Below are 25,654 nucleotides of genomic sequence, written 5' to 3'. Positions count from 1 at the left end.
CAAGTTGATACATTAAATATAGTTGAAGATGGCATAGTCCGTATGATAGCCATTGTCTCACTCCTTCCTAAATTCTAAATCAAACAATCATTTCACATACTTATGTGATCGATGCATTTTTAATTGGTATTTTTGATGTGTCTATTTTTTGTTTGAAAACTTTACCTGAACCTAGAGTTGTATTTTGATTAACAATAAACTTCTTGCCTACAATTTCATCATCTAAATTAATCTCTGTTCTGCTACTCATGCCGTGTTTCAAATAATTTTCTTCTGTACTGTTGTTTAGCGCCTTGAGAGCAATAAACATATCTTTTGTTATTTTTTTGCCCTTTGAATATACCTCAAATTCAATAAAAGAAATGTAATCTGGACTTCCAGCGTAGCTACTTAGTCTTTGAATTTTTACAAAAGAAGTTTTTCTGGATGGGAACTGAATAACAGACCAATTCGACTCTGTAGGCACTTGATTGTAATCAACTGAAGCATCATTTAGAGTGGTTTGAAAAGGGGCACCATTAGAAAAAGTTACCTCGCAATTTCTGATACGAGAATGTACGCTACCAGAGTTATTGTGTTTGTATTGCAAGAATCTAATTTGATCTATTTCAATAGAAAATGGGAACTCAATCATGAACGATGCTCCTGTATCATTTAAAGCAGAAGACCATCTACTACCATTCGCATTATTTGTTAATACAATTCCATCGATTGCGGCTTGAGCCGGGAAGTTATCATTTGCTGTGGTGCTTGCACTTGATTTCAAAGGTGGATTATCAACAGAATATAACCGATCTTCTGATGAAATCAAGAATTTATCAATAATCAAACTACTAATATCTAAACGGACAATCTTGCTAGAAGGACTATATACGCCAATAAACAACTGATTACCCTTTAACCCCAACCCTGTTATTTTTGAAGTGTTATTGTAAGTATAAATGTGAGAAAATGTTAGATTGTCAGTAGATTTACTTATATCACCTGAAACAAATATCATATTGTTGAAATATTGAGATACAACAATATACGCTTCCGAACCTCCTTTTTTTCTGTAAATAATTGCACCACTACCAGTAGAACTTGTGGGCATTTTATAAGTGTTTAATATTACACCTGTAGAATATCTAATGATACGTACTGAACCACCAGTATATTGTTGAAATACTATCAAATCTCTTTCTAAATCGACATCAAATGTTGCAGTTAGACTGAATCTGTAAACTATAGTTCCTGTTTTGATTGCAGTCCCATTTTGTTTATCTACGGTTACTATGCATTCGCTACTGTTGGAAACCATTAAGTTTGTGCCATCTGTACCAATTGATCCATACTGATTTGCCGTTACACCATTAATATTAAATTCTCTTTTAACACTATACGTGTCTGCATCAAACACTTTAATTTTGTAAGTAGTTACGTTGTATTGTGATACAAATATTTCTTTACCAATAACGGCAATACCCCAAGGTGTAAACCCAACAGAATTTATTGCATCAATAGCATCACCTAAAGCAATTACGTCTGTCATTTAAACATCTCCTTTCAAAAACAAATAGAACACACCATATATAGGTGTGTTCCTCGTAAATTTAGCCAAGTGTAATTTTATCTACTCGGCGTTTTGACATATCAACTGTGTGCTCAAAGGTTTTTCCTGAGCCGACTGTACTATTTGTGCTTTTTATAACTTTCGCCTTTGTAAATATCTCCGTTAAATTAATTGATGTATCCGACCCATAATTTAAAGCAGTATTCTCGTTTAAAGTATCTAATTCATATAATTCATTAGAACTCATTTCCATCATCTCAATCTCAGACAAGGAAGGAGCAGTACTAGAGCCATTATTTGAGAGAAAAATAAATACTCTATAAAACTTAAATTTAATCGTATTCGTTATTGCAAACGATCTTTTAACTCCCATAGTCCAGTTGTTGCTTGATTCATTTTGATAATCTAATTCTATCCATATAGTTCCGTCATTACTTCCCTCAAATTTCCATACTCTTGGTGCTCTATTTATCGAACTTGCGCCTGTTACTATTAAAGTATATTTTGTTATTGTTTTTGGAGATGGAAACTCATAACTTACCCAAACATTTGTCATCAAACTAAACGTTAGATTGTTAGATGAATTTCCATCAAATAGAGTATAAGCAGTAGATGGTACTGTGTTGTTTGTGTTTACAAGTCCACCATTTTGCGAAGTGTTGCTACTGTGTACCGGAATTACATTCGAATCAACCAACACACCTTTTTTCACGCTTCTATACTTATCACCTGATGAAAGTAAGATTTTATTTGAAGGTTCTTTATATGGTTTTAAAGTTGCATTAGAATCTATATCTAATGCATCAAGCCTAAATGTAAACGCTTGTTTACTAATGAGTTTTACAAAATGTTCACCTTCGCTTAGGTCTAACTTCTCGAAAACAAGCACACGATAACCATTTGTAGAATTGATAGCGAATGCGGTAGTAAAACTATCAATTAGTTTTCCATCGACCCAAACCTCAACATTATTCGAAAAATTAGTCCATGTCTGACAAATAATCCTCAGTTTATTTCCAGTTATATTAAATCTAACTTCTGCATTGACCGTTGAGGTTGTCGTTGTAGTAGTATTATAGTCTTGTGTACCGCCGCCTGCATTTGACCATGTACCATTCACATAGCTGATCCTCGAATCATTGTCATCATACCTATTCCACCCTGATTCGGGATTTGATAGTGGTTGCTTCAACACAGCCATCTTTCTTCATCTCCTTTTCTTCGAAATCATTATTTTACAAACAAAAAGAAGTAGAGCATTTAAGCCCTACTTCACACTTAAACTTTTTATTTCAAAATACTTTTTCAGATCGATACTTCCTTTGAACAACTTGCCTGATCCTAGCGATCCATTGGCAGTCATAGTCTGAACGAAACTTTCGTTTTTTCTATCTAATACAGAGAGATCATCCATTCCGTCATTAATAAAAGTGTCTTCTGATGGTAAAGTTGCTGAAATTGTATTCCATTCTAAAGTTACAGTATCAAGCCTTTTATAGGCTCCATCATGTTTGACGAAGGATTTAAACATTGGCAAAGTTTCTAGTTCCACTAATGGTCTATATCCATTAGCAGTTGAAGCAGGAATTGAACCAGATGTTGAAGCCGTAGCGTACCCTCTTCTAACTCTGTTCGCACTATTAGCATTTGTTGTGCTTGTTAAGGAATATCCTGCGCTCCAATTCCATACTCTATCGTCTCCAACAATAATATTACCATTTAACGTTGAGTTTACAATGTACTGATCCCACTCATTATGTTTGTCTGTCGCCGAATATCCACCAGATAGGAGTCTTGCAACAAACATATAATTCTTCACTCCTAAATCCTTTTGAACACCAAACACAAGACCATTGCTATTTAATGCATCCCAAGAGATAGCCGCTTGAATAGGTCTGTCTGCAATCAATATCTTCTTTTTATTATATTCGTCTACAACAATGAAATAGAAGTCGCCATTAGGCGCACTCGGAATAGATATTGTTGATATAAAGTCAGATGTTTCTTCTCCTATATTTTTAAACTCTCCTGCCACACCAGCGGTATTCACAACATAGTTACATCTGATACGCTTACCAATCTCAAGTTCAGTAATGCTTGCTACTTCGTCTGGATGAAATAATCGACCATCAAGGTCAATGTCAATTGCATCAAGAGCCATATAAGTTGTCGTTAATCCACTGGATTTATTCACCATTTCTACTCGATGTCTTGATTTCGGTAATCCCACAATTTCAACCTGAAGTACTTGTGCAAGTTCTGATCCTAGTTGTGAATGAGTCCCATGCAATTTTCCATCAACGTAAACTTCGATTAAATCACTTCGATTGGTATATCTTGCTCCAATTAATCTTAGTTTGCTTCCTTCAAAGTCAAAAACAATTTTGTCGCCTAGCGTTGAAGTGTAATTAGAGTACCCATTGTATGCACCTGTGCCTGCACCGTTAGTGAAACTTCCAACATATTTAATGGAGGATATATTGTCATCATATCTTTTCCATCCATTTTCTGGTGTAGTTAATTGAGATCCCACTACTGATCTTACTATTCTAAGATCCCTATCTTGATCTATATCGATAGAGTCAAACAAAAGTCTTGTCCTAGTTGCTCCTGAAACGGACGTATACGGTAATAGCTTTATCTCAACATTGTGTTCACGATCGTCTAAATCAACTTTCTCGTAAACTACTATAGTTGATATAACACTATAAGCAGTTTTAATGTTCCCCTGATTTACACCATCTATTGTTAATAGAAATCCACTTGTGTCATTATTCCCATATGCTTTTAGTAGAAGTTTTCTTCCCGTGAAATTAAATTTCATTGTATTATTTGGTGTGATAGAGAACATGCCAACATTATCAGTGAATTGATAGGAAGCTATGGTTGTTTCAAACTTCTCCCAAGCTCCTACATACGAAATTGCAGAGGAAGTTGCATTGAATCTTTTCCACCCTGCTTGGGGTGTAACTAATTGTTGTCCAATTACTGCCATACGTTACACCTCCTTATATTCGAACACTGGACGAAATCCCCAAGTCGCATAAGAGCCCGAACTCGCGGCGTAGTTTATGTCGCTCCACTGTGCTCTGGTATTGCTACCTCTACCAATGCGCTGAGAACTGGAAGCAGATGTTGTTGTATTACCAGCAGAATCTTTCCATGTTCCATAAATCGGTGTTTCTTTGCACCAAGTGTAGTTATTTAAATGATGAAAAACACCATCTAAATTTTCACCTGTTACAATCTTGTTGGTAGGAAATTTGATTATATACTTATCCCATTCATTAATAGGAGGGAAAGCCCCAAAACCCAAATCAGCATTTGACTTGTTCCCACTCGCATCGGCATATGCAACACCCCCGCTTGGACAACGAACAACACCTGATGTTTCACTTATAATGCGTGGCGAACCTTCGACGAACTTATTGGAATTTAACCAATCCCATGTTGTCGTGTTACTTACGACTCTATCTGCTATTAGTAATCCTTTGTCGACTTTGATCGCATACCAGAAGTATTTCAAAGACATACTGGCTAACGGATTTCCTGTTAGCGGAATTTCTGTATAACCGGTCGTACTACCTCCAAAAATATATCCACTTGTTGTATTGTCGTACTTCCAGACAATATAGTCTCCGATCTCCATCTCAAAAAGCTTTTCTCTTAACTGCCCTGTAGTCGCTGGAGCTGTCATAAAATCACCCCTTACTCACTCTAATCCTATCTAATTTCTTGAATTTCGTATTTTCAATCTTCTGCCTCAGCACCATCCCTGTTGGAGTGTCCGATGCTCTTTCCATATTCAATTGATATATCTTCTTTAAGCCTAGTGAACCCGAATCACTTTCGACAAAGGTATTATTGTATTTCCCCTTCTGATTAAAATTGTCTATGTAGAAATTCGAATATTCTTTCTCAGCAAAAATCTCAATTTTCACCTTCATATACTTTGCAGGAGACTTAGGAGCAGTCACATCTGCTAGAATTTCCTCATACGCCCCCCACTCAAAGCCATCCTCAGATGTACTCCAATAGATCTTGTATGATGCTCCCCCTACTACATCTACGCTTGCAGCCACACCTTTAAATGAAGCAATCTTATCCTGAATCCGAATGGGAGTGGACTCCCAAGACCCATTAGCTGGATAGATTGAATTCCCGTCCGCATCCTGGCTCAACTCTCTTAATTTCAACTTCTGAGCCTGATATATCGTATCTTTGAAAACACCTATAGATAGATCTATATCCAGTGCAATTTCTTGAATCTCCATACTTTCACCACCTATCTCATCTCAAAATCCAGCTTAACGAATGTCCCAGTTTATGATCCCTGCATAATTTGCCTTCAGAGGGGCTATGATTCGATCTACGACAAATCCATTTTTACGAATAACGAGTTGCCCAGGCAAGTCCAGGTTAGAAGAAATTTTTATTTGAAAGAATACGGATTCCTTTAGAGGCAGGGAACACACACATTGAAAGTTAATCTGCACATCGTTCAAATTCATCATTTTTTTGTAACCGAAGTTAAAACATTCAATCGTATTATGGAAAGCCCCCGAACTCCCAGGACCTGAATGTCCACTCATATTCACATCTGAAGAAACATTCTTGAATTGAATGATGTCACTGTATAGAAAGGTCCTACCCGTTAGCGGGTATTCTTGTTCTTCACATACGTATGATATAGAGTACCGATCCGCATTAATATGAAATACACCGTTGGCAACGTTGTGATACACGTGAGATCCTTGCCCGATCAATCCAAAAGAGACTAACTTTTCCTTGTTAATTTTATAAAAACTGTTTGATTGTTGTGTCTGCAAATCGAATTCGCTTAAATAAGTACCATCATAGTAATCAGCAATCCATATATAAGCTTGAGATACAGGTGAGCGCGTAAATTGTGTATTACCTAGAATCACAGAACTTCCCCCCTTTTAATAAAAAAGACAGGCTGCAATAGCCTGTCCCATAATTGTTTCTTTTTACACGTAACGATAGGAGATACGTTTCTTGAACTGTTGCTTGCCACTTTTCGCATTCAGCGGCACTACACATTGAATGGATAGCGTTACATAGTTACCAGCCGCATCTTGAGGATTTCCATTGTTACTAACGCCCAGGATTTCTTTCGGTCCCGGTGCAAATGGTGTTGCATAAGCAGTTCCTGTATGATCTTTGGTTGTCTTGCCTGTTGTTCCGATGGGTTTCGAGTAATCCTTACCAATACGTGAACTTTCTTCTTCCAGATCTGTCTCCCCCAAGGAATCAACCTGAACGTGGAACCAGTTATTCTTCACCACTTCTACATCATGAGCCTCCGTGTCTCCAGTACCACCAGTCATATCTCGCGTTGTAATCGTGCAATCTTCCATTTTAGATACGTCCGAAGCACCATTTTTATTGTTCCATACATTGAAAATAAAAATATCACTTTTGCTATCCGCATCAATAACCTTGTAGTCAAAAGGGGTAATAATCTCCTTACTATGTGTTGCGTCCATCCATGTAATAATTGGTTGTGTCATTATAATCCATCTCCTTTTTTATGTTCTGATCGTTAATTGAATCGTAAGATGTTGAGTGTTTGAACCGGCTTCGATGATGTTGATTCTGAAGATATCTCCAGCCTCCACTTTTCTCACCTCAAATGTAGCCTCACCATCATCTTGATGTTGAAATGCTTCAAATTTCAGTGAACTCCCCATCACATCCTGCCAGTGAATGAGATCCTTGGATCGTTCAATTCTTATTTCAGTCGCGGTATCTCCAGAAACTCCACAGTAGCCCTTTACATGTAAAATCTCGCCATCGAATGGAAAGGGGGCTAAAATCCCCAGTACTTCCGGGTACACCCGTGATTCTTTGCAAAAGACTATAACCCGATCCTGTACTTCCAACGGAATCTCATTTAATTTCAGGTGTTCAGCTGTACTCATGAGCCCATCCATATCGGAATTAACCACCTGAAGGTTTTGACCAAATACATCAATCTCTACCCATGTCTGTCCATCAAAACGATATCTTTTACCATCCTTATACGTCTGCACCGTCCAGCCTATTTCAGGAGAAGGGTATTGCATACTTAACTCCTCAAAATCAGCAACCGGACTCTGGTACACAAGTCGAGTCGTCTGATAAGCCTCTTTTGCTTTTCCGGCAGCCTGTAAGGCTTCGCCAGCAGCCTCCAGTGCCCGCTTGATAGCGAGTTCAGTTTCGCCAGGATCTCCTGGCTGCCCGGGACCGCTATGTTTCACCGCTTCTCTAATTAAAGACTCTACATGTGCTAAAGTTATCCCATTTGACATAATTCACCTACCTAAGCGTTATGTAGCATATTTTCTTTATAAGACTGTTTCCAAGTTGATACCTCCCCCATAACTAGGAAACCTGTCCCTGGCTTATCATTAAAGAAATTCTTGAACAACCATGCACAGCATTGCTGTGTCTGGCTTTAGAGAGGTTTTCTAATGAGACTAATGCCAGCTTTTTTGCACTCCTTGCAGTATTTCATTCGATTCGATTTTGCCAGCATTCGTTTTCCGCATACGGTACAATTTTTGATGTTTTCTCCTTTCCAGCGAGAATACTCCAACACAAAGTCATCGAAGCGAACTAACTGGAAGGCAACCTCACCATGCTCCGCAGCGAACAAAACCTGTACGTTAGTTGAATCGACACGTTGACTTTCTTTGAGATACCCTAACTGAATAAGTTTGTGCACCAATAACCCCTGATCTTTTTTGCTTACGGCCATTTGACTATCACCGTAGATTTCTTTCCATTCATGATTAATCCAGTACGTATCATTTTCATTGATTCGATTATTAATCTTGCTGTAGACCAGTAAAACAAAGGCCAATTTCTCGAGTCGTTTACTTTTAAGTTGTTTGATCTTTTGAAGTTCTTCGTGCGTTACAGGTACATGATCAATCTCGATTAGCGTGCTCTTGCTTGCCTCCTCCCTTATCTTGATATACTTCTGAGACTGCTTAATGATACGATTGAGAAATGTATCCCACTGGACAGCATTGTAGTCTGGATAATACTTGGTCATAAACTGATTTAACAACGCATATGCATCTTCGGCGTTCTTCCCTTGTTGAAGCCCGTATTTAGCTAAACACATCAACGTTTTGGTTGGCTTCTTATCCATTTTCCCATGTGCAATTGCTTGCTCGGCATGATGACGTTCATTCAGAATGATTTTCAAGGGCGCTGCTCCTTCACATGCATTTGGGTCATTTTAAAGGTTTTTCCCGCGTACTCAATATCGCCGTCCCGGTCTCTAACCGGATAATGAATGATGTGATCATTGCTAAGCAATAGATTGCGAATAATTTGATCCCCGGAGACATCCCATACAAATTGCTTTGATTTTTCCGCATTTCGATAACACATGTCCACAATCATATTGCACAAATCTTCTTCGTTATTGCAGATCTCCAGCGCCTGCTCCTTGAAACGTGAAACAAACAACTGCCATCGGGCAGATCTTTCTTCCTTTTTCACCTTACTCTTGCGCAAGTTAGTCATATAGCTACGTAGCTCTTCGTTATGCATCTGATATAATCGTTGGAGCTCTTTATAACGAGCCTGGGAATATTTCTTGGTACTCTTCAATATCGTATGATCAAACGGACTCTCGGTCTGTTTTAACTTTAACTTGTTGAACTCGTCTTCCACTTGATGGCATAACCGGTTCATCACAGATGGTGCCGTGGATACAGGCATTCTCTGCTCATACTGTGCCAGGAACTGTTCCTGATCCGGAGATAGCTCCTTCTTCGAATACAACTCATCCACAGTCATGCCAAATAACTGCAAGCACTTCTGACTCGTTTTTTCTACATAGGTGGTATATTCTTTTTTCTGTTCCGGGTCATTGTATATGAAAAAATAAGGTTTCTTGTGTGCTACCATTTTCAAGGCAGACTCGTCCGTTACCGCAGCGCGAATATCATACCAGTGCTTCGGCATTTTTTTACATTCAATACCTTTGGCCTGATCAATGGCATTTTGTTGATAATGCTGACCACATTGAATTCGGTACATCATTTCCTGATATTCTGCACTATGCTCCTCATAATTGGCTAATACATCAAACATCGACGTGATTTTGTTCGTTGTAAAACCGATCAGATCACCAAAGCTGTCTTTGTTAGCCTGAATCAGATCCTTTTCATCCGGAATTTTTGGGGCTGAGGTTTTCTGTACACATACAATCGCATCAAGCTCCTGAATTGCCCCAAGAATTGTGTGGTTGTCTGTAGTTAAGACCTGATCACTATCCATATCTGCACCATTTAAGGAATGTGTCGTCGTATCCCATGAATTTAAGATCGTGACCGTGTTCATATAGCGATACCAATGCTGCATCTCATCTGTATTTTGAAAACGAAGCACCTTAATATTGTTATGACAAGTCATCGGAGCTCTGAAGCAAGCTACGCGGTCCACATGGCGTTCATTCCAATAGCTGGAGTAGAACTCACCTGAACTCAGCAATCCTGTTAAAGGTAAGCCAAATATGCTCTGACACAATGTATAGGGATCGCCAGAAATAATGCTGAAATTGCCTTTCACTCTTAGAACTCCGATCTTGGCTTCATTCATTCGTTTACGTATTAAGGTATGAATTTTGTTGCGCACAAAAGGATCATCTATAAGTCGCGGGTCTACCATCAGCCCTTTGATATAATCATCTGGACTATTTCTATAATCATTCTCATGGATGTGAATTCCTTTGAGAAATAACAGTGCCTTGCGATAGTCTTCACCTAGCACATTTTTAATCGAGTCTACTGTGGGACGAATAAGTTCACCAATCTCGTTATCATCCAATTGGAGTGACTGAATAAACTGGTAATTTAAATGACGCTCATCCTCCAGTTGTTCGGGTGTAACCTTCGTTACGCTGAACGTGTAGCCATAATAACCGCAACATAACAGGTAATCGTCGATACTGTTGTATGAGCTCCATAGTTTGAGCATGGACGTTGTGATGATCAGGTCTACCTCTCGAATATCCACAGGATTACCCCAGGCATCGTCCACCATATCATTGCCTGCAACTCGATCTGCAAATTCGTGATAATCAAATGTAAAGACCATACCTTTACAGAAGCTATTACGGATACAGAAGCCACTCGGGATATATGCATGTCCCAGCTCGGTTGCCCATCGTTCACTAAGTGCAGGAGAGATAAGACCGAACCCATCACTCATATTCATCTGAATAGGCTCATTTTTCCTACTCTCTATGCGAGGGTATTCTGTCTCGGTATCATCAATCTGAATTATGTCTGCACCAAATTCAGTTATACAATCATGAACAACCAATACCCGCTCGGGATGTGACACAGGCGTGCTTGTACTGCAAGCCAAGGCCTTATACGCCTCCAGTTTGGCAGGAACCAGCTCTTTATTGGGATCTCTGCCGTTATTCAATCTTTTCTCTAACAGCGGATGAATATCCTCACTCACATAAATGACCGTCGAACTTTTGGCTCCACCTGTCGTAGCCAATAACCGCTTGTATTTCTTGCCGTTGATGGAGAAAGCTTTCGATGAATTCAGCCGATCATAGTCTTTATTATTTTCAATGACCACCAGCAAGTAATCATCGGCAAATTTCAGGTTTTTCAGTTCTTCATGCAATTTCTTCATTGTTCTTTTATGTTCAGCATTGGTTTTCAAGGCTTTTAATCGCTCTATTTCCAGCTTGATTCTAGCCAGATCTTGTTCCCTCTCTTTGTAGCCTCGAATACGATCGATAAAACGAAACACCTGATGGTTTCCAATAGATGCCACTTCTCCATTTACTGTCGCTTCTTGATAAGTAAGATGCAGATCATAATCCGCTTTTCTAATTCTGGAAGATGTAATTTTATAAACGTATCTCAATCGATCCTGATATGCATTGCCCATTCCCGATTCCCCCTGTTGCTTCCTGTCCTGATTAAATAAATTATAGAGTAGACCCGCACGACTGGCGCAGGCAAACAGGACGATCAGGGGATGAAAAAAGAAGAATATTTGTTCTATTCTGGGGAGAAATTAAGGGGCACTCCGGGACTAGATACATCTCGAATCGGCATATTTCTGCGTCTCTAGCACTATGATAATTTCCTTTTTAATGATATAGTGAATTGAAGCGTTTTTTTGAGCTGACATAATTTTTAACGGGGCTGGGATGAATGAAAGAAACCTTATCCAATCAAGAGGACATCGGCTTTTTATTTAATGTCGATATACTTATTAAGAGCCGCTCAAATGCATTGGCACTGCAGTCCCTGTTGGAGTTCATAAACAATGAAGAACAAATTGCGGACTTTCGGATTCAATCCGGCATAGAGCTAGGCAAAATTATTGAAGCGACACTCCAGTCCAAGAAGGACTCTTTCGTCACACTTCACAACGAACGCAAAAAAGCCAACGCAGCACAGAAGGCGTCCACTGCAGCTCAGACACCTGCCTCACCTGCTCCAGTCAAAACACAGAATCTACAAGAACAACCGGTTAGCGAGAAAAAGCCTGCCACCCAAACATCCAATGTATCCGATGGAAACTCTTTTGATGCGTGGATTGACACACTCATTAAAGAGAATAAACTCACCCGTATTGTTGTCAATAACAAGAACGGTAAACATCAGAGCATTCCTTGCCGTATTCTGAATTTTGATCGTGATACCAGTATTGTGAGCATCTACCATGTCGATGAAAAACAGGTGTATACGTTCCGAACCAATGAAATCGATGAGTTTCTGTAACTAACTTCATCGGATTAAAACAAAAAGCAACTTGCGTTAGAATGACGGGACATTCTAACGCAAGTTGCTTTTTTAGTTCAATGGTTCATACAGGATTGAACCCTCCGAGATTTGTTTGGACCGATCAGGAGCGATCCTTACCTCGCTGCCATACATCTAATGCCAATAACAACCATCCGGCAATGAAGGCTACCCCACCAATCGGTGTGATGGCACCCAGAATCTTGATGCCAGAAATACTAAGCACATACAAGCTGCCCGAGAACACAATAATTCCGATAAACAACAGACGCGCTGCCCACTTCAGTTTTGTCGATGCTCCAAGTTGACCAGCCGTCAAACCAATAATGAGCAAAGCCAATGCATGAATCATGTGATATTGCACACCTGTCTCATATGTAGCGATGGCCGCCGGCCCAATCGTATCCTTGAGCATGTGAGCACCAAACGCACCAATCGCCACCGATAGCATGGTCATTACAGCTCCAAGCATCATCCATCTTCGTTGCATATAAGTTCTCTCCCTTAATTCAACTACACTTCACTCCTATTATTGTAGCGAATCCACTCCTCCTTTACCAGTCGGGGTGGAGCTTCATAGATCATATGTCTGTTTATACTTACTAAACCTATCCCTACCCTAAATATCGTAGAAAACTGGCGTAAATCCTTGATTTTTATCGATAATTATGGAAAAGTAAACAGGTATGTAATCGTTGTATTTTAAAAGGAGAATCATTACTCATCGATTAGGTTAATAACATTCAGTACGATGATTAAGGGAGGCAAGTCAACATTATGGATAATCGCGATTCCTATAATTCAGGTTATAACAACACGGATCAGAATCCTGGCCGTGCAGATCCATACAATAACAATGGGTATGAAGCATACCCGCCAGATCATGAGAGGCAACCAATGGCACCACTGAAACATTCCGGACCTGGGATCGCCAGCTTTGTCATTGGGTTGGTTGCAATCTTGGGTTATATTCTGATATTCTTTATTGCCACCATGGCTGTAAACGAGTCCATCGGAGTTCTAACCCCGTTGCAGACAGAAGAGATCGCCTTGCATCCAGCAGTGGCTCTGGCTTCATTAGCCATCCTGGTCTGCCTGATTCTCAATCTGGCCGGAGGCATCGTCGGAATTATTGGTCTTGTCCTCAAGAATCGAAAGAAAGTTTTTGCCATTATCGGAACCCTATTAAATGGGATCATGATTCTGTTATTCGTTGGACTTATCTTGGTGGGCATGACGCTGATGTAACGCTTTGCATCAGCGTCATGTTTCCTTATAATTAAAATGAATGGGTTTACACATAAGTATAATCTATATTTTTTTGCCAAAATCATTGTTTTCAAAGGAGATTGACATGTCACGAATCAAAATTTTTGCGGACAGCACAAGTGATCTGGCTCCAGAATGGATCCAGCAGCACGATATCGGTATCATCCCCTTATATGTCGTGTTTGGTGAAGAATCACTGAAAGACGGTGCTGAGATTAAGCCTGAACAGCTATATGAACGTGTTAGCCAAGATGGGCGTCTTCCCAAAACAGCTGCACCTTCCCCCGCTGATTTCATAACGGCATTTCAACCTTACATAGATCAAGGGGATGAGATTTTATATATCAGCTTATCTTCTGAACTTTCCTCTACCTATCAAAATGCACGACTAGCGAGTTCCGAGTTCCCGGAAGGTCGAATATCGGTCATTGACTCACAGAATCTCTCATCAGGAATTGCACTGATGGTGATGAAAGCTGTTCATGCTGCTGATAAAGGACAAAACCTGACTCAGATTACACACCTGATTGAGGCGATGAAATCAAATGTACGCACGGAGTTTGTTATCGATACACTAGAGTATCTGCATAAAGGCGGACGCTGTTCGGGCATGCAGAACCTGATTGGAAGCCTGTTGAAGATTCGTCCTGTCATCCGGGTAACAGATGGCAAGATGGCACCTGCCTATAAAGTGCGCGGCAAACGGGAGAAAGCTCTGGAACAAATGTTGAATAATACGCTCAGCCAGAAGGATCAGATCGATCCAGACCTGCTGATTGTTGTGCACACCATGGCTGAAGAGGATGCGCTTGACTTGCAGAAGTCTCTGCAGGAACAAACGGGTGCCCGTGTGGAACTGACCACTGCTGGTTGTGTAGTATGCAGTCACTGCGGCCCGAAAACGATTGGAATCATCTATAATACTGTTTTATAGTATTACACTTTACATCGTATCGTATTACCCAATCCAATCCTTTCTTCTGGATCTGTATGTGGTACATCCAATACTTGGACTGGCATAACGTTATAACTAAAAAGGGCATTCCGAGCTTAATCGCTCAGGATGCCCTTTAATATTTTTGCTAAACTTTTGAATGACCTACATTTGGTCCATTGCTCATTATGATAATGGATCAATAACTTTTGGTCCGCAGATCATCCAGACTTTTGAATGCGTATCCTTGCTTGCGGGCCTCATCAATAATGGAACCAAGAGCCTCCGTGTTATCTTTGGATACCGAATGAAGCAAAATGACAGCGCCCGGATGGAGTTGTTTCAACACCTGTTGATGAGCATATTGTGCGCCACGCTGCACATTGGTATCCCAATCTTTATAAGCAACAGACCAGAACACATTCACATACCCTTGGGCATGACTCTCTGCAAGCGTACGATTGTTAAAAATTCCACGCGGTGGCCGTAAAAAGGTCGCTTGTTGACCGGTCAGCCGATTGACCTCCGTCTTGACCTTCTCAAGTTCCTCTCTAAGCTTTTCATTGGAGATGCGGGTCATATCCGGATGACTCCATGAATGATTACCGACAATATGACCTTCAGCCGCCATACGTTTGACCAACTCAGGCTGATCTTTCAGATAATGACCTGTCACAAAGAAAGCAGCTGGCACCTTCTTGGTACGCAAAACATCCAGAATGGCAGGTGTGAATCCATTCTCATACCCGTTATCAAACGTGAGATACAATTCCTTCTGTTTTGTATCCCCCAGGAAAATGGCATCGTTATGTTGTAAGATTGATTTAAAGCCTTCCTGATCAATGGAGGGCAGTTGACCGTTTTGACTTTTTTTGAAGCCAAAGTGATACGCTCCGGTAACCGGTGATGCTTCAGTCTGTGCCGGTACCATACTGATGGATAACAGTCCCAACAGTATATATAGAACCATTCGCTTCATTCTATCCGCTCCTGTTCCTGAAAAATTCGGTTAGTCGTTTGCACACACGAACACCTTCAGGTAATATGCCACAGGAACGGCTAATGTATGTAAATCATTAACGATCGAAACGTTTATTTTCAGGTTGTGGCGGAGATTGATGGAACAATTCAAGTAAGGTCTGAGGTTTGCCACTGGAAGCAAGCCATTCCCTCACGGTCTGTATGGCACGGGTCTGTCCATCTCCCCGATCACGCCATGTAAGCAACTCGATAACTTTGATAATCAAGGCCGACATATTGTGATTATCCAGTTCAGACCGCTCTGCCCTCAGCTTGTGATACAAAGCCTCCTGCTCCCAATCCAGTAGAATCTCATCACCGATGGTTGGCTTCAAAAGTGTATACGCTCTGTCACAACCTTTACAACGAACCGTGCTGACCTGTTCATCTATAAATTCAGCGCGGATATCCTGCTGGCAATCATGGCATTTGAACCCAACTTGTATGTTTTGTATGTTTTTGTTCATGACATTGTTCCTCCTGCTATGTGAGCATTTTGCATCATTCGATTCAAAATACTCCTTGGATATATGCATAATGCTTATGTATGTACTACATCTATACCCGATATTTTGTCGATTCACGCTTATTTTGAAGAAATCTGTAAGGTGCTATAATCTTGTAAATATGTTAAAATATTATACATATCATGGTAGGGAAAAGGCGGGATACTCATGTCGAAGGAAGAGCGCAACATAACCTGGCAATCATCCAGCATCAACAGGCAAGACCGGGAGAAGCATAATGGGCACCATAGTCGTGCCATATGGTTTACCGGGTTATCAGGTGCAGGAAAGTCATCCCTTGCATTTGCCCTGGAGCAGTATCTCTACGATCAAGGCGTACGCTGTTATGTTCTGGACGGGGATAATGTACGTCATGGACTGAACCGTGATCTCGGTTTTACAGCAGGGGATCGTCAAGAAAATCTGCGGCGAATTGGTGAAGTATCAAAGTTAATGGTAGATGCCGGGTTGTTTGTACTTTCGGCTTTTATCTCTCCTCATGAACAGGATCGGGAGATGGTTAGACAGTTATTTGAACCAGATGATTTCATTGAAATCTATGTGCGCTGTTCAATTCAAGAATGTGAGCGTCGTGATCCCAAGGGTCTATACAAAAAAGCACGCAATGGTGACATCCCGCATTTCACAGGCATTTCCGCCCCCTATGATGTACCCAAATCTCCTTCATTTATCATCGATACAGAGCAATGGTCCATTGAGGAAGCCGTGCAAGAGATCGTACAGCATTTGGAGCAGATCGGTGCTCTTCAACTGCCGCTTCCTACGAAAACAGCCCTCGTTCATTAATTCTTGCTCATCATACTAACTACTTACATGAAAGGCGCACCAATCGTGGCGCGCCTCTTTACGTGAACCCATTGCTGGTTATACCATAGATAAATGAATAAAGAGAAAAAGATACATACTCTATCATCACGTTTGAACGTCTTCTGATGTCCACTCACTTACTGCCCCACAACACCTGCTTGCATGTTCAAAAGTTTGCTGAACGTCCCTACCGGATCAGTAGATAACTGCTGGTACCCGCCCTCTTGAATCACCCGACCTTCATCAAGTACAATTACACGATCTGCCGTCCGAATCGTGGACAATCGGTGTGCAATCACGATAATGGTCACATGTCCTTTTAACCGTTCCAGCGCCTCATGAATGTACTGTTCATTCTCACTGTCCAACGCACTCGTTGCTTCATCCAGTACCAATACAGAAGGATTACGCAGCATAGCCCGGGCAAGCACCAATCGCTGACGTTCACCCCCGGATAGCCGAATACCCCGATCACCAATAATCGTATCCAGACCCTGAGGCAGCTTCCGTACAAATGCCGCAGAGGAGGAAAATTGCAAAGCCTGCCACATCTGTTCTTCACTTGCATTTGGATCAACCAGACGCAGATTCTCACGAATACTTGTGTGAAACAGGAATGGATCTTGGGAGACATATCCGATGGAACTTCGCCAGCTCAATAATCGTTCTTCTGACAGAGGCACACCGTCAATCAAAATACGACCAGTTTCAGGCCTTACGAGGCCCATAATCAGATCTATCAGCGTGCTTTTGCCTGCTCCGGATTTCCCCACAATCGCGGTCATACCCCTTGCTGGAATCGAAGCTTGCACATTTCGCAATGAGTACATATCACTTCCCTCATAGCGATAGCAGACATCCTCACAGGTAATAGATTCCTTCAGTTCCATAGGTTGAATCCCATCAGTTCCAACGTCTCCTGCCGAAGCAATCTCTTCACTAATCTCACGACTCTTCGCCGTCTGCGCTTGCAGTTCTCTGACTACCCGAAATGCAGGCAGCATGGAGCTGATGTACTCCAGATTGGACTGAATTGCCGTAAACCTTGGCCATAATCGGGAAAAGATTAGGATGATGAGCAGCAGACTTGCTGGAGGCACCGTCATTACACGGAGAGAAAGATAGATGAATGCCGCAATAATGATTGCCGCGGACATCCGGTGAATCAGCTGTGTTCCACTGTTCAATTGGCTAAACTGAATAACATTGCGTTCTATCTGTCTGCACATGCGCTCAAACCAGTTCATGTGTGAGCGCTCAAGCATGTTACTCTTAATATCCTTAATGCCGTTGAAATGCTCGGTAATGCCGTTATAATAACTTTGCGAGAATTCAGAGGTCTGATCCCCGATCTGCTTGGCGCGCTTGACGAATTTTCTCAAGACAAAAAATAATAACAATCCACAGACCAGCACAAGTGCCGTCAGCTTGGCGGATAACCAGAAAGCAAGACCGATCTGAATGCCCGTAAAGATCAGAGAGGCTGCCATTTGCAGCATAATGCTCGTTCCCTGGCTCACACGTGCAAGTTCAGTCGTTAATATATGGTTAAAATCGGATTTTCGTTTTTGGAGAAAAAATGACCATTGCGCCATAATAATAGCACCATAGGTTTCCATGCGCAGCGTTCGTACAAATTGCTGTTGGATTCGAGTATTACGGATCGTCTGGAGACGCTGCATCCAGGCCTGTCCGGAGACAATCAACACAAAGGTGAACAATACGAGTAACAATTGGCTATTTTCAGAAAAACGATTCAACACGTCGCCAAGCCAGGGAATGTTTAAGCCTGTGGAGCCCATCTCAAATATGCCAATCAGACTCAACATCGGAACAAGCATGTAGATGCCGATCCCTTCCATGAGACTGATACAGATCATCCCTAGCAGATTCCAATATAAAATGGGCCCCGTGACATGATGCAACTTTCGCATGAAATACCTTAATTCCGAGATCATACTTTACCCCTTTCCGTCACCGTATACCTTTTAATTCGCCGCCAGAACCAGAGAAACGGACGTAACGGAAAGTACAGAAAAAACAAAGAACGCGGAAGCGGCAGTTGATCCACATCCCATGTACTTGGATATAAACGTTCAATAAAGAAAAACCATTTCTGTTTTGTACTTCGAAGTTTAAACAAATACGATTGATAAGACTTCATATCAGCCGGACTTTCCAGCATGTCGTTCATGAACTTTGCGCCTTCGTTGGCTAATCGTTTACCTGTACGGTCACTCAAGGACATCAAGGACCTGTACTCTACATCCAGCGGCGTATTCAGCAGCTCCGAGGCCAGATAAAGAGCCTGTGAACCAATGGATAAACGTCCCTCCGCTTTCAGACGTCTCTCTAATTTCTTCACATCAAGTGGCATGCTGCGGATCATCTGGTCGATATCCAGTAACCAGCGCAGTCTGAACCAGCCGTGTCGTGCACCATGGGTTACGAGATAGGCCCATAGGTCTTCTTGTTCGAGCATACGGACAGGTGTCTGTGTGTATGAACTGAACCGACTGCGTTTCCACAGCAATTCAAAATCGGTTTCTTTACCCGAATCCGGGTTCAGACGCCAATGGATCTCCACTTGAGTCCTTTTGACCGGATGGGTGTAACAGATATGATGTTCCCGCCATTTCCAGCTGCGCACCGTAGGTGCCCGCTCCCCTTCCTTGGATACATATCCGAGGGTAGCCAGAATGCCTTCAGCCGCTTCCACATCATCAAACGGAATCAGGATATCCAGGTCTTTGGAGGTTCGCATCGATACATCGCCATAGAGATCATGGGCGAGCGCTGGCCCCTTTAGTGTAATATTGCGGATGCCGCGTTCACGAAAAGCCCCACACACCTGCTCCATTTCAGCTGTCAGATGTAACATGCGGAACGTATTGGCCGTATATTGTTGTCTCAAACTCTCCATAACATCTGCAGGAATGATTGCAGAGTTTAATTCTTTCATTTTCAAATAAAGGACAGAGTATAAGCGGTGATGATAGACAAGCCGCAGAAAGAGCTGCCAATCGGTTCCTTGCAAACCCGCCTTGAGTTCTTCAGGGGATAGAGCCGTCAGATCACCTCTAATCATGCTCAAAATCAGCTTAAGCTCCTTCGGAAACCCTGATGAATAGAGTTCACTTTCATGTATCATAGACAATCTCCCCAGATCCCTTCTCCGGACACCGTTTGCCAAACACACCGACAACCGTATATTGGTCCATAGTATCAGCTCCGGTCACGATCAATTTACCACTTCGCAGCCAGGCATGAGCCATCATATGTCCTTGCTTATTCCGTGCAGTCCCCATGTATAACGTACTCTCTATCTTGCGTCGCTCAAGCATCTTCATCCCGGCAATCGCCATTACAAGGCAGCGGCTTTCCCATAACGTATATTTGCTGGCGAGCGAAATTGCTTTGGAAATATTCCGTATAGTGATGACCTCGCTGCGTTCGAGTCCTGTCATCGGTGTTTCTACCATAGGCGTACCCAGCCCTGGCGCGATTTTAGCGAATGGCATAGCCTTCTGTATGCGTGCCCAGCCAAGGAGGATATAGGCCTCCCATACCAGTCGACGCATCGACCGCGGGAGCGAGAGATAAGCCTTTATTTTTCGCAACATCATTCTACACTCCGCGATTAACGTCGATTAAACCTTCACGGGACAGATGTTCCAGGAATTGTACTACCTGCTCACGACATACATCTGGCTCAATCTCATACTCCGTAGCAAGTACCTCAACAACTTCACCCAGCGTGCGTTCTTCTGCGATCAGATCCCAGATTCGTCCACCGGTACTCCCGAGATTATAGTATTTTCCAGAGCTAATGCTCATCATGACTTTCTCACTGCCCATATCACTGACCAGATTGCCTTCCTTCCGGGTTACCCGGTCTTCCACATTCATCGGCGTAGTCGCTGTCATTGTCCTGTATGCACTCCTTTGCGTATATGATCTGTGATCCGCTCCACCATCTCAAATGCTGTAAACTCAGCACCCGTTCTGACCAATCTGCCAATCTCCACACTTGCTGAAAGTCTTGAAGCCGTCTCGAACAGCCACTGTGCCAGCCCTTGTCTTGCAACGAGTCCACCACGGAACGTATGCGAGCATAACAGATGCAGTCGTTCCAGCCCCGTCACTTCAACCAGTTGAACAGATGTATGGTTTTCCTCCGGTTGTGGAGCAAGTTCAAATATTCCACCTAATGGTACGGCCATCTCATGAAAATAGTGCTGAACAGGTATCGCATACTTTGTAATCTCTGCGTGAACCGTTGCATAATCCTGTTCCTTCATGCCGAAGCCGTCCAGACTGGGTTGCCATAACTTCTGTTGCGGGTAACCAGGTGATACAATAGCTCTTCCTCCAGCATCCCAGGTCAGTGCAACAACATCATCGGTGAGAAGCGGATATCCGCGTGATGCCAGTGCGGCCGACAGTGTCGATTTGCCTGCCCCCGAATGTCCGACGAATGCGTAAGCCCAGCCATCAATAACCACTGCACTACCATGCAATGGAAGAATACCACGCTGCATCATAATGACCGCCATACAGGTGCCCAGGATGAATAATCTGACCTTTTTCTCATCCGCTCCTGGCTGAGGGGATACAACGATACGCTTTCCATGCTCCATTAGAAACAGACCTGTATCTTCGATTTTGAAAAAAAGACTGCCCTCTCGTGCCACAAAGTTGTCGTTGCCTACATCCCAATCCTCCCACAATGGGGTCAGATCTGAAGACTCGATGTGCACATCCACGACATCAAAATCAGTCTCCGCATCCTTGGGTGCGATCTGTAGTTCAGGCATTCGAATTTGGCTCGACCAGCGCAGACCATACGCCACATAATGCACAGGCAACAATGAACGACGCCTCCTTCGTAATAAAATGTAAAAAAAAAGCCCTTATATTCATGTTGCTCAATATAAGGGCGGAGGCGAAAAGCTGGATTTGTTGCATTTCCGCCCTTTAAGTATGATGACACTTCATAAAACTAAACAACTTAGGAAGTTGGATCGTACAGATCCGCATCGTGAACCGTGATCCAGTCAATTTGTCTGTAGCCAGTACCGGCCATTGTTTGATTGACTTCCAACACTTCAAGAGCTGGTGCTTGCCATTCCTTTTTTTCCATTTGCATCGTATTCACCTCCTTTTCGCACTTCTAAGTATGATGGCATATGGTAAAGCTTTCTAACTAGTTCCGTAGAGATCCGCATCGTGAACCGTAACCCAGTCGATATGTTTGTAACCTGTGCCCGCCATTGTTTGGTTGACTTCCAATATTTCCAGTGCTGGTTCTTGCCATTCCTTTTTTTCCCTTTGCATCGTATTCACCTCCTATCATGAGTCAAATGTAAGAAAAGTCCGGGCCCACAGTTTACCGGGCTATATCAGAATTTCCGAATGAACCGATAGACGATCAGACTATGCATCATCAATCGCAGATCTGGATGCGAAGCAAGTTCAGGTCTTGGACTCGGGAAATTGGCCAGGGCAGACTTGATACGCTCCGTGTTTAATATGCCAGCGACCTTGCTGTCAGAACACAAAGCACGTAACTCGGCGGTAAAGGCATCCCAATTCGGAATGATGCGATGTAACCAATCTGCAGGCTGCACACCCCGTACCCGCTGATTCAGTCTGACCTTGTCAGGCAACTCCGGTGAAGTAGCCCGGCGAATCAATGAACGATCCGTCCCTTGTTTCACATATTGTTCAATCGGAACGGACAGACAGAACCGGATGACTCTGGCATCACTTGTCGGATCACGTTCCCAAGCGCGGTAACGCAGAGAACATTTCGTAGCTACAGCACCGTTTTTGTTGGCGATGGCCAGGTTATTAAATTTCTCGGCACGTACTTTGAGTGCATCAGCCTGGGCACCGCCCTGCAGAACAATAATGGATTTGAGTCTTTCCAGTACACCCGTTCTCTGCGCAAAGTCAGGATGGATCAATTGTACGGATGCGGCCTGGCTGGCTCCTTTGGACTGAGCCTTGAACCAATCCGGATATGCCTTTTTCCCGGTGATCTTGGCTATACGTGAGAAAGGCATGCCCGTTCGTTCACTATACTGCTGCATCTCACGGAACCAGCGGTACCAGCGGCCACTTTTCAGTAGACTGGCGTAATAATCCAGAGCCGGTCCCCAGGAGATGGTGAAATTACCACGTGCCCCTGTGAGCAGGATGCCTGCATCTTGCTGGCTCGCTTTTTCATAGAATCCGCGAATCCAGAATGAATTTTCAAAGTATTTATAGGGCATTTCCATAATGTCGAGCCAGGTATCTACTTCACTGAGTGGACTTCTGCCTTCAAAATCGAGGTAGTTCTCTGTGATATTGCCGACATGATTAATCGTGGAACGTATGAAGGGCCGTTCGTCTGCGAGCAACGTTTTCGACGTATAATCTGTGAAATCCGGTACGGGAACATAACTATAGGCCTGCAGCCGTTTGCCCTGACTTCTCAGTGTTCCGGAAGCAAAACCAACCACGGCTCCCGAGTCCAGTCCGCCACTTAATGCAGCAGCCACCTGTCTGTGCGTTCGCAATCGTGATCCAACCGCCTGCCCAAAGACCTCCCTAAACGCTTCTACATACTCGCCATCGGATTTAAGCCTTAGAGGTTCCACTTCATTCCAGCGATGATATTGCTTCAGCTCCAGTCTCCCATCCCGGAAGACAAGTGTATGTGCAGAAGGCAGCTGGCTTATTCCCCGATATACAGTTGAATTGATATCTGCTGAATCATGCATGTCAGGAATGGCAAGGAATTCGGACAGCCAGGTCTCATCAAGTTCTTTATGTACCCCTTCAAGCCCGAGCAACGGATTCATCAGTGTGCAGAAAGCAAAACGTGAACCATCATGTCGGTAATAAAAAGCTCTCATGCCTGTAATGTCTCTCGCTGCATACAGTTTTCGATTCCGCTCATCCCATATCGCGAATACAAAATCCCCCAGCAATCGGACGGCTACATCGTCTCCCCAGCGCTGATAGGCACGCAAGATCAATTCACTATCCGCCAACATAGCCAGTTCAGCTCTAGATATTTGTAATTGATCTGCCAGTTGTTCCCGGTTATCCAGAATGGCATCTGCCGTGATGGTCAGACCACTTTCCTCATCATATAAAGGCAACTTCTCGCTAACCGATTCCGGTGTAATCCATTGGGCATGACAGCTGAGGAACGCCTCATTGCCTTTCCACACTCCTGTTGTATCCGCAGGGACATGCCCCAGGCTTGCGTACAGACGCCAGCTGTCTTCCCATAGCGCCTGCTGACCATCGTTGTGAACAATTCCTGCTATGGCGCTCATGACTTGCCTCCCCGTAGAATCTTGCGCTGTGAAGCCCATGCGCTGATCTGATGACCAAATGGTACCCATGATTTGATACGCTGTATTTTGCTTTGAGCAGAAGCCAGCTGGACTTTCAAGCGTTCTCGCTCACTGTAACCCCGTTCCAGACGATGATCTGCTGCACGTAATGCGGCTTGCAGCTGTCTGATCGTTACCAGTGCAGCTAGCGTCGGGTCTGTCTTTTCCGGTTCTTCGACAACTGGGTCATTAAGATTCCCAACCGGATCATGAACGACAGAATCTGCCGGTTGCATTCGGTATTGTGGTTGCCACTGGCAACCGGTCGCTGCTGTCAACTGATGCGTGATTCGGTCAATGACCTCCTGATCCGGACTTGCATCATAATGTACACCCGTCCATTGTTCGGCTTCTGCGAGCTGTTCACTGTATCCCATCTGGTGGAACAGATCTGCCCCCATCACACGGCAATACAGTTCAACTTCATGTGGTTCTAATATGTTTTTCCAGTTGTTAACAGAACCCTGATGTGCCTCTTGATGCGAAGAGAGGAAAGGATCACCCACGCCCATACTGTAGAACATGTCAGACTTGGCACTGTCCAGAAACTGTCCATACTGCTCCATTCCCTGTTCATATCGAATTCCCAGAAACGCGCATAGTTTCTCAAGTTCTTCCTGAGGATTGGAAACCAATCGTTCATATTGCAATTCATACGCATTGGAATGGGGTTTGGCAAAATAATCATTCAAGCGGAGCATCCCAAGTGTGAGATCTACGGATTTCATATTTAATTTGGGGCTCTGCAGACTATGAATCAGGTCGAATCCTTCTCCTGTGTGGCGGTTTACCTTTTTGAATGATGCAGCTACGGCCAGAGGATTACGCTGGAGATGAATACGCTTGGACTGAGGGAACAGACGATCCAGCCATTCCAGCATGTAATAGTACCGTGGAGATTTATCAACGATGAAGTCTGCTCCGCTCCCCTCCAGGAATCCATTGTAGATTTCAAGAGCAAAACTTCTGCACGCCTTCTCGAAGACATCCTCAGATACCATGGCATTGTAGAACTGGCGCATGATGGAGCTGCCACCGTAAGCACGTGAATCAGCCTTGGGTAAATCGACAAGATTCATCAGAAACCACATTTCCTGGGTGGCAAATATACGACTATGATTTTGCAGCATTACGGTGGATAAGGAACTACCACTGCGGGGAACACATAGTAAGAAAACAAGTCCGTTACCTTGAGCATCGATCAATGGCAGCCTCTCCTCTGTTCATTAGTATAAATGTGTAGCTGGGATAGACCAGACTCTACCTTTGTGTTTGGCAAAACGAGTAATATGCACGCTATAGGTCAGCATTTTGCAATATTCCGTCGGAAGTTCACCCGGGAATGAAGCAAA

The 25,654-nt window shown here is 43.0% G+C and carries 26 protein-coding genes; 4 read left to right on the top strand and 22 right to left on the bottom strand.

What is annotated here, in order from left to right; genetic code table 11:
- Positions 1-100 precede the first annotated feature (100 nt).
- The 10 genes from MKY01_RS09590 to MKY01_RS09545 all read right to left on the bottom strand — a co-directional run bounded on the left by MKY01_RS09590 (position 101) and on the right by MKY01_RS09545 (position 11,488).
- Complete coding sequence (locus MKY01_RS09590; protein WP_339286349.1) at positions 101-1,531, bottom strand: discoidin domain-containing protein; 1,431 nt, start codon at positions 1,529-1,531, stop codon at positions 101-103.
- Between the two features lie 61 nt (positions 1,532-1,592).
- Complete coding sequence (locus MKY01_RS09585) at positions 1,593-2,753, bottom strand: hypothetical protein (RefSeq protein WP_339286348.1); 1,161 nt, start codon at positions 2,751-2,753, stop codon at positions 1,593-1,595.
- Positions 2,754-2,819: 66 nt separating this feature from the next.
- Positions 2,820-4,547, bottom strand: coding sequence for a hypothetical protein (locus tag MKY01_RS09580; RefSeq protein WP_339286346.1), 1,728 nt, complete (start codon positions 4,545-4,547; stop codon positions 2,820-2,822).
- 3 nt (positions 4,548-4,550) lie between these two features.
- On the bottom strand, positions 4,551-5,249 hold the full coding sequence (locus tag MKY01_RS09575; protein ID WP_339286344.1) for a hypothetical protein: 699 nt from the start codon (positions 5,247-5,249) through the stop codon (positions 4,551-4,553).
- A gap of 4 nt (positions 5,250-5,253) precedes the next feature.
- Positions 5,254-5,826 (bottom strand): hypothetical protein, encoded by a 573-nt coding sequence (locus MKY01_RS09570; protein ID WP_339286342.1) that lies wholly within the window; start codon positions 5,824-5,826, stop codon positions 5,254-5,256.
- A 33-nt stretch (positions 5,827-5,859) separates the two neighbouring features.
- Positions 5,860-6,480, bottom strand: a complete 621-nt coding sequence (locus MKY01_RS09565) for a hypothetical protein (RefSeq protein ID WP_339286341.1) — start codon at positions 6,478-6,480, stop codon at positions 5,860-5,862.
- Between the two features lie 63 nt (positions 6,481-6,543).
- Positions 6,544-7,086, bottom strand: coding sequence for a hypothetical protein (locus tag MKY01_RS09560; RefSeq protein WP_339286340.1), 543 nt, complete (start codon positions 7,084-7,086; stop codon positions 6,544-6,546).
- Between the two features lie 18 nt (positions 7,087-7,104).
- Positions 7,105-7,866, bottom strand: coding sequence for a hypothetical protein (locus tag MKY01_RS09555; RefSeq protein ID WP_339286339.1), 762 nt, complete (start codon positions 7,864-7,866; stop codon positions 7,105-7,107).
- Positions 7,867-8,012: 146 nt separating this feature from the next.
- The gene (locus tag MKY01_RS09550; RefSeq protein ID WP_339286338.1) at positions 8,013-8,771 is read right to left on the bottom strand and encodes a hypothetical protein; all 759 of its coding nucleotides are present in this window, start codon (positions 8,769-8,771) and stop codon (positions 8,013-8,015) included.
- Positions 8,768-11,488 (bottom strand): hypothetical protein, encoded by a 2,721-nt coding sequence (locus MKY01_RS09545; RefSeq protein WP_339286337.1) that lies wholly within the window; start codon positions 11,486-11,488, stop codon positions 8,768-8,770. The genes MKY01_RS09550 and MKY01_RS09545 overlap by 4 nt, the downstream gene beginning before the upstream one ends.
- 269 nt (positions 11,489-11,757) lie before the next feature.
- Here MKY01_RS09545 and MKY01_RS09540 point away from each other — a divergent pair, with 269 nt between their 5' ends.
- Complete coding sequence (locus MKY01_RS09540) at positions 11,758-12,330, top strand: hypothetical protein (RefSeq protein WP_076318334.1); 573 nt, start codon at positions 11,758-11,760, stop codon at positions 12,328-12,330.
- 124 nt (positions 12,331-12,454) lie between these two features.
- On the opposite strand, the gene MKY01_RS09535 is transcribed toward MKY01_RS09540, so the two are convergent.
- Entirely contained in the window at positions 12,455-12,841 is a 387-nt protein-coding gene (locus tag MKY01_RS09535) for a DUF423 domain-containing protein (RefSeq protein ID WP_017689551.1), read from the bottom strand.
- A 287-nt stretch (positions 12,842-13,128) separates the two neighbouring features.
- Between MKY01_RS09535 and MKY01_RS09530 the strand changes: the two genes are divergently transcribed.
- The gene (locus MKY01_RS09530; protein ID WP_083684617.1) at positions 13,129-13,599 is read left to right on the top strand and encodes a hypothetical protein; all 471 of its coding nucleotides are present in this window, start codon (positions 13,129-13,131) and stop codon (positions 13,597-13,599) included.
- Positions 13,600-13,705: 106 nt separating this feature from the next.
- Entirely contained in the window at positions 13,706-14,554 is an 849-nt protein-coding gene (locus tag MKY01_RS09525; protein WP_036609970.1) for a DegV family protein, read from the top strand.
- 199 nt (positions 14,555-14,753) lie between these two features.
- On the opposite strand, the gene pdaA is transcribed toward MKY01_RS09525, so the two are convergent.
- Together pdaA and MKY01_RS09515 are read right to left on the bottom strand one after the other, a co-directional pair.
- Positions 14,754-15,533: a delta-lactam-biosynthetic de-N-acetylase gene (pdaA, locus tag MKY01_RS09520; protein ID WP_036669871.1), complete on the bottom strand. Its 780-nt coding sequence runs from the start codon at positions 15,531-15,533 to the stop codon at positions 14,754-14,756.
- Positions 15,534-15,630: 97 nt separating this feature from the next.
- Complete coding sequence (locus MKY01_RS09515) at positions 15,631-16,041, bottom strand: hypothetical protein (protein WP_127544363.1); 411 nt, start codon at positions 16,039-16,041, stop codon at positions 15,631-15,633.
- Between the two features lie 207 nt (positions 16,042-16,248).
- Here MKY01_RS09515 and cysC point away from each other — a divergent pair, with 207 nt between their 5' ends.
- The gene (gene cysC, locus MKY01_RS09510) at positions 16,249-16,887 is read left to right on the top strand and encodes an adenylyl-sulfate kinase (protein WP_017689556.1); all 639 of its coding nucleotides are present in this window, start codon (positions 16,249-16,251) and stop codon (positions 16,885-16,887) included.
- A gap of 158 nt (positions 16,888-17,045) precedes the next feature.
- Here the strand turns inward: cysC and MKY01_RS09505 are convergent, their stop codons facing one another.
- From MKY01_RS09505 to MKY01_RS09465, 9 genes are all read right to left on the bottom strand, one after another.
- A complete protein-coding gene (locus MKY01_RS09505) occupies positions 17,046-18,863 on the bottom strand; it encodes an ABC transporter ATP-binding protein (protein ID WP_338708919.1) in 1,818 nt (605 codons plus the stop codon).
- On the bottom strand, positions 18,863-19,996 hold the full coding sequence (locus MKY01_RS09500; RefSeq protein WP_339287131.1) for a nucleotidyltransferase family protein: 1,134 nt from the start codon (positions 19,994-19,996) through the stop codon (positions 18,863-18,865). Before MKY01_RS09500 ends, MKY01_RS09505 begins: the two co-directional genes overlap by 1 nt.
- Positions 19,997-20,048: 52 nt before the next feature.
- Positions 20,049-20,534, bottom strand: a complete 486-nt coding sequence (locus MKY01_RS09495) for a lasso peptide biosynthesis B2 protein (protein WP_101313307.1) — start codon at positions 20,532-20,534, stop codon at positions 20,049-20,051.
- Position 20,535: 1 nt separating this feature from the next.
- On the bottom strand, positions 20,536-20,835 hold the full coding sequence (locus tag MKY01_RS09490; protein WP_339286334.1) for a lasso peptide biosynthesis PqqD family chaperone: 300 nt from the start codon (positions 20,833-20,835) through the stop codon (positions 20,536-20,538).
- Complete coding sequence (locus MKY01_RS09485; RefSeq protein ID WP_338708242.1) at positions 20,832-21,779, bottom strand: aldolase; 948 nt, start codon at positions 21,777-21,779, stop codon at positions 20,832-20,834. Before MKY01_RS09485 ends, MKY01_RS09490 begins: the two co-directional genes overlap by 4 nt.
- A gap of 140 nt (positions 21,780-21,919) precedes the next feature.
- The gene (locus tag MKY01_RS09480) at positions 21,920-22,057 is read right to left on the bottom strand and encodes a paeninodin family lasso peptide (protein ID WP_174806426.1); all 138 of its coding nucleotides are present in this window, start codon (positions 22,055-22,057) and stop codon (positions 21,920-21,922) included.
- A gap of 53 nt (positions 22,058-22,110) precedes the next feature.
- Positions 22,111-22,245 (bottom strand): paeninodin family lasso peptide, encoded by a 135-nt coding sequence (locus MKY01_RS09475; RefSeq protein WP_105598020.1) that lies wholly within the window; start codon positions 22,243-22,245, stop codon positions 22,111-22,113.
- A gap of 65 nt (positions 22,246-22,310) precedes the next feature.
- On the bottom strand, positions 22,311-24,242 hold the full coding sequence (locus MKY01_RS09470; protein WP_036609989.1) for an asparagine synthase-related protein: 1,932 nt from the start codon (positions 24,240-24,242) through the stop codon (positions 22,311-22,313).
- Positions 24,239-25,507 (bottom strand): sulfotransferase, encoded by a 1,269-nt coding sequence (locus MKY01_RS09465; RefSeq protein WP_127544373.1) that lies wholly within the window; start codon positions 25,505-25,507, stop codon positions 24,239-24,241. The genes MKY01_RS09470 and MKY01_RS09465 overlap by 4 nt, the downstream gene beginning before the upstream one ends.
- Between the last annotated feature and the right edge of the window lie 147 nt (positions 25,508-25,654).

Source organism: Paenibacillus sp. FSL R5-0486 (assembly GCF_037975155.1).
Lineage (GTDB): Bacteria > Bacillota > Bacilli > Paenibacillales > Paenibacillaceae > Paenibacillus > Paenibacillus amylolyticus.
Note: the sequence above shows the minus strand (reverse complement) of the source record. Positions and strands in the feature narration are given on the sequence as shown.

Coding starts and splice junctions, on each gene's coding strand:
- MKY01_RS09590 (WP_339286349.1), bottom strand. CDS start 1,531: ATGACAGACGTAATTGCTTTAGGTGATGCTATTGATGCAATAAATTCT.
- MKY01_RS09585 (WP_339286348.1), bottom strand. CDS start 2,753: ATGGCTGTGTTGAAGCAACCACTATCAAATCCCGAATCAGGGTGGAAT.
- MKY01_RS09580 (WP_339286346.1), bottom strand. CDS start 4,547: ATGGCAGTAATTGGACAACAATTAGTTACACCCCAAGCAGGGTGGAAA.
- MKY01_RS09575 (WP_339286344.1), bottom strand. CDS start 5,249: ATGACAGCTCCAGCGACTACAGGGCAGTTAAGAGAAAAGCTTTTTGAG.
- MKY01_RS09570 (WP_339286342.1), bottom strand. CDS start 5,826: ATGGAGATTCAAGAAATTGCACTGGATATAGATCTATCTATAGGTGTT.
- MKY01_RS09560 (WP_339286340.1), bottom strand. CDS start 7,086: ATGACACAACCAATTATTACATGGATGGACGCAACACATAGTAAGGAG.
- MKY01_RS09555 (WP_339286339.1), bottom strand. CDS start 7,866: ATGTCAAATGGGATAACTTTAGCACATGTAGAGTCTTTAATTAGAGAA.
- MKY01_RS09545 (WP_339286337.1), bottom strand. CDS start 11,488: ATGGGCAATGCATATCAGGATCGATTGAGATACGTTTATAAAATTACA.
- MKY01_RS09540 (WP_076318334.1), top strand. CDS start 11,758: ATGAAAGAAACCTTATCCAATCAAGAGGACATCGGCTTTTTATTTAAT.
- MKY01_RS09535 (WP_017689551.1), bottom strand. CDS start 12,841: ATGCAACGAAGATGGATGATGCTTGGAGCTGTAATGACCATGCTATCG.
- MKY01_RS09530 (WP_083684617.1), top strand. CDS start 13,129: ATGGATAATCGCGATTCCTATAATTCAGGTTATAACAACACGGATCAG.
- MKY01_RS09525 (WP_036609970.1), top strand. CDS start 13,706: ATGTCACGAATCAAAATTTTTGCGGACAGCACAAGTGATCTGGCTCCA.
- pdaA (WP_036669871.1), bottom strand. CDS start 15,533: ATGAAGCGAATGGTTCTATATATACTGTTGGGACTGTTATCCATCAGT.
- MKY01_RS09515 (WP_127544363.1), bottom strand. CDS start 16,041: ATGAACAAAAACATACAAAACATACAAGTTGGGTTCAAATGCCATGAT.
- cysC (WP_017689556.1), top strand. CDS start 16,249: ATGTCGAAGGAAGAGCGCAACATAACCTGGCAATCATCCAGCATCAAC.
- MKY01_RS09500 (WP_339287131.1), bottom strand. CDS start 19,996: ATGATTAGAGGTGATCTGACGGCTCTATCCCCTGAAGAACTCAAGGCG.
- MKY01_RS09495 (WP_101313307.1), bottom strand. CDS start 20,534: ATGATGTTGCGAAAAATAAAGGCTTATCTCTCGCTCCCGCGGTCGATG.
- MKY01_RS09490 (WP_339286334.1), bottom strand. CDS start 20,835: ATGACAGCGACTACGCCGATGAATGTGGAAGACCGGGTAACCCGGAAG.
- MKY01_RS09480 (WP_174806426.1), bottom strand. CDS start 22,057: ATGCAAATGGAAAAAAAGGAATGGCAAGCACCAGCTCTTGAAGTGTTG.
- MKY01_RS09475 (WP_105598020.1), bottom strand. CDS start 22,245: ATGCAAAGGGAAAAAAAGGAATGGCAAGAACCAGCACTGGAAATATTG.
- MKY01_RS09470 (WP_036609989.1), bottom strand. CDS start 24,242: ATGAGCGCCATAGCAGGAATTGTTCACAACGATGGTCAGCAGGCGCTA.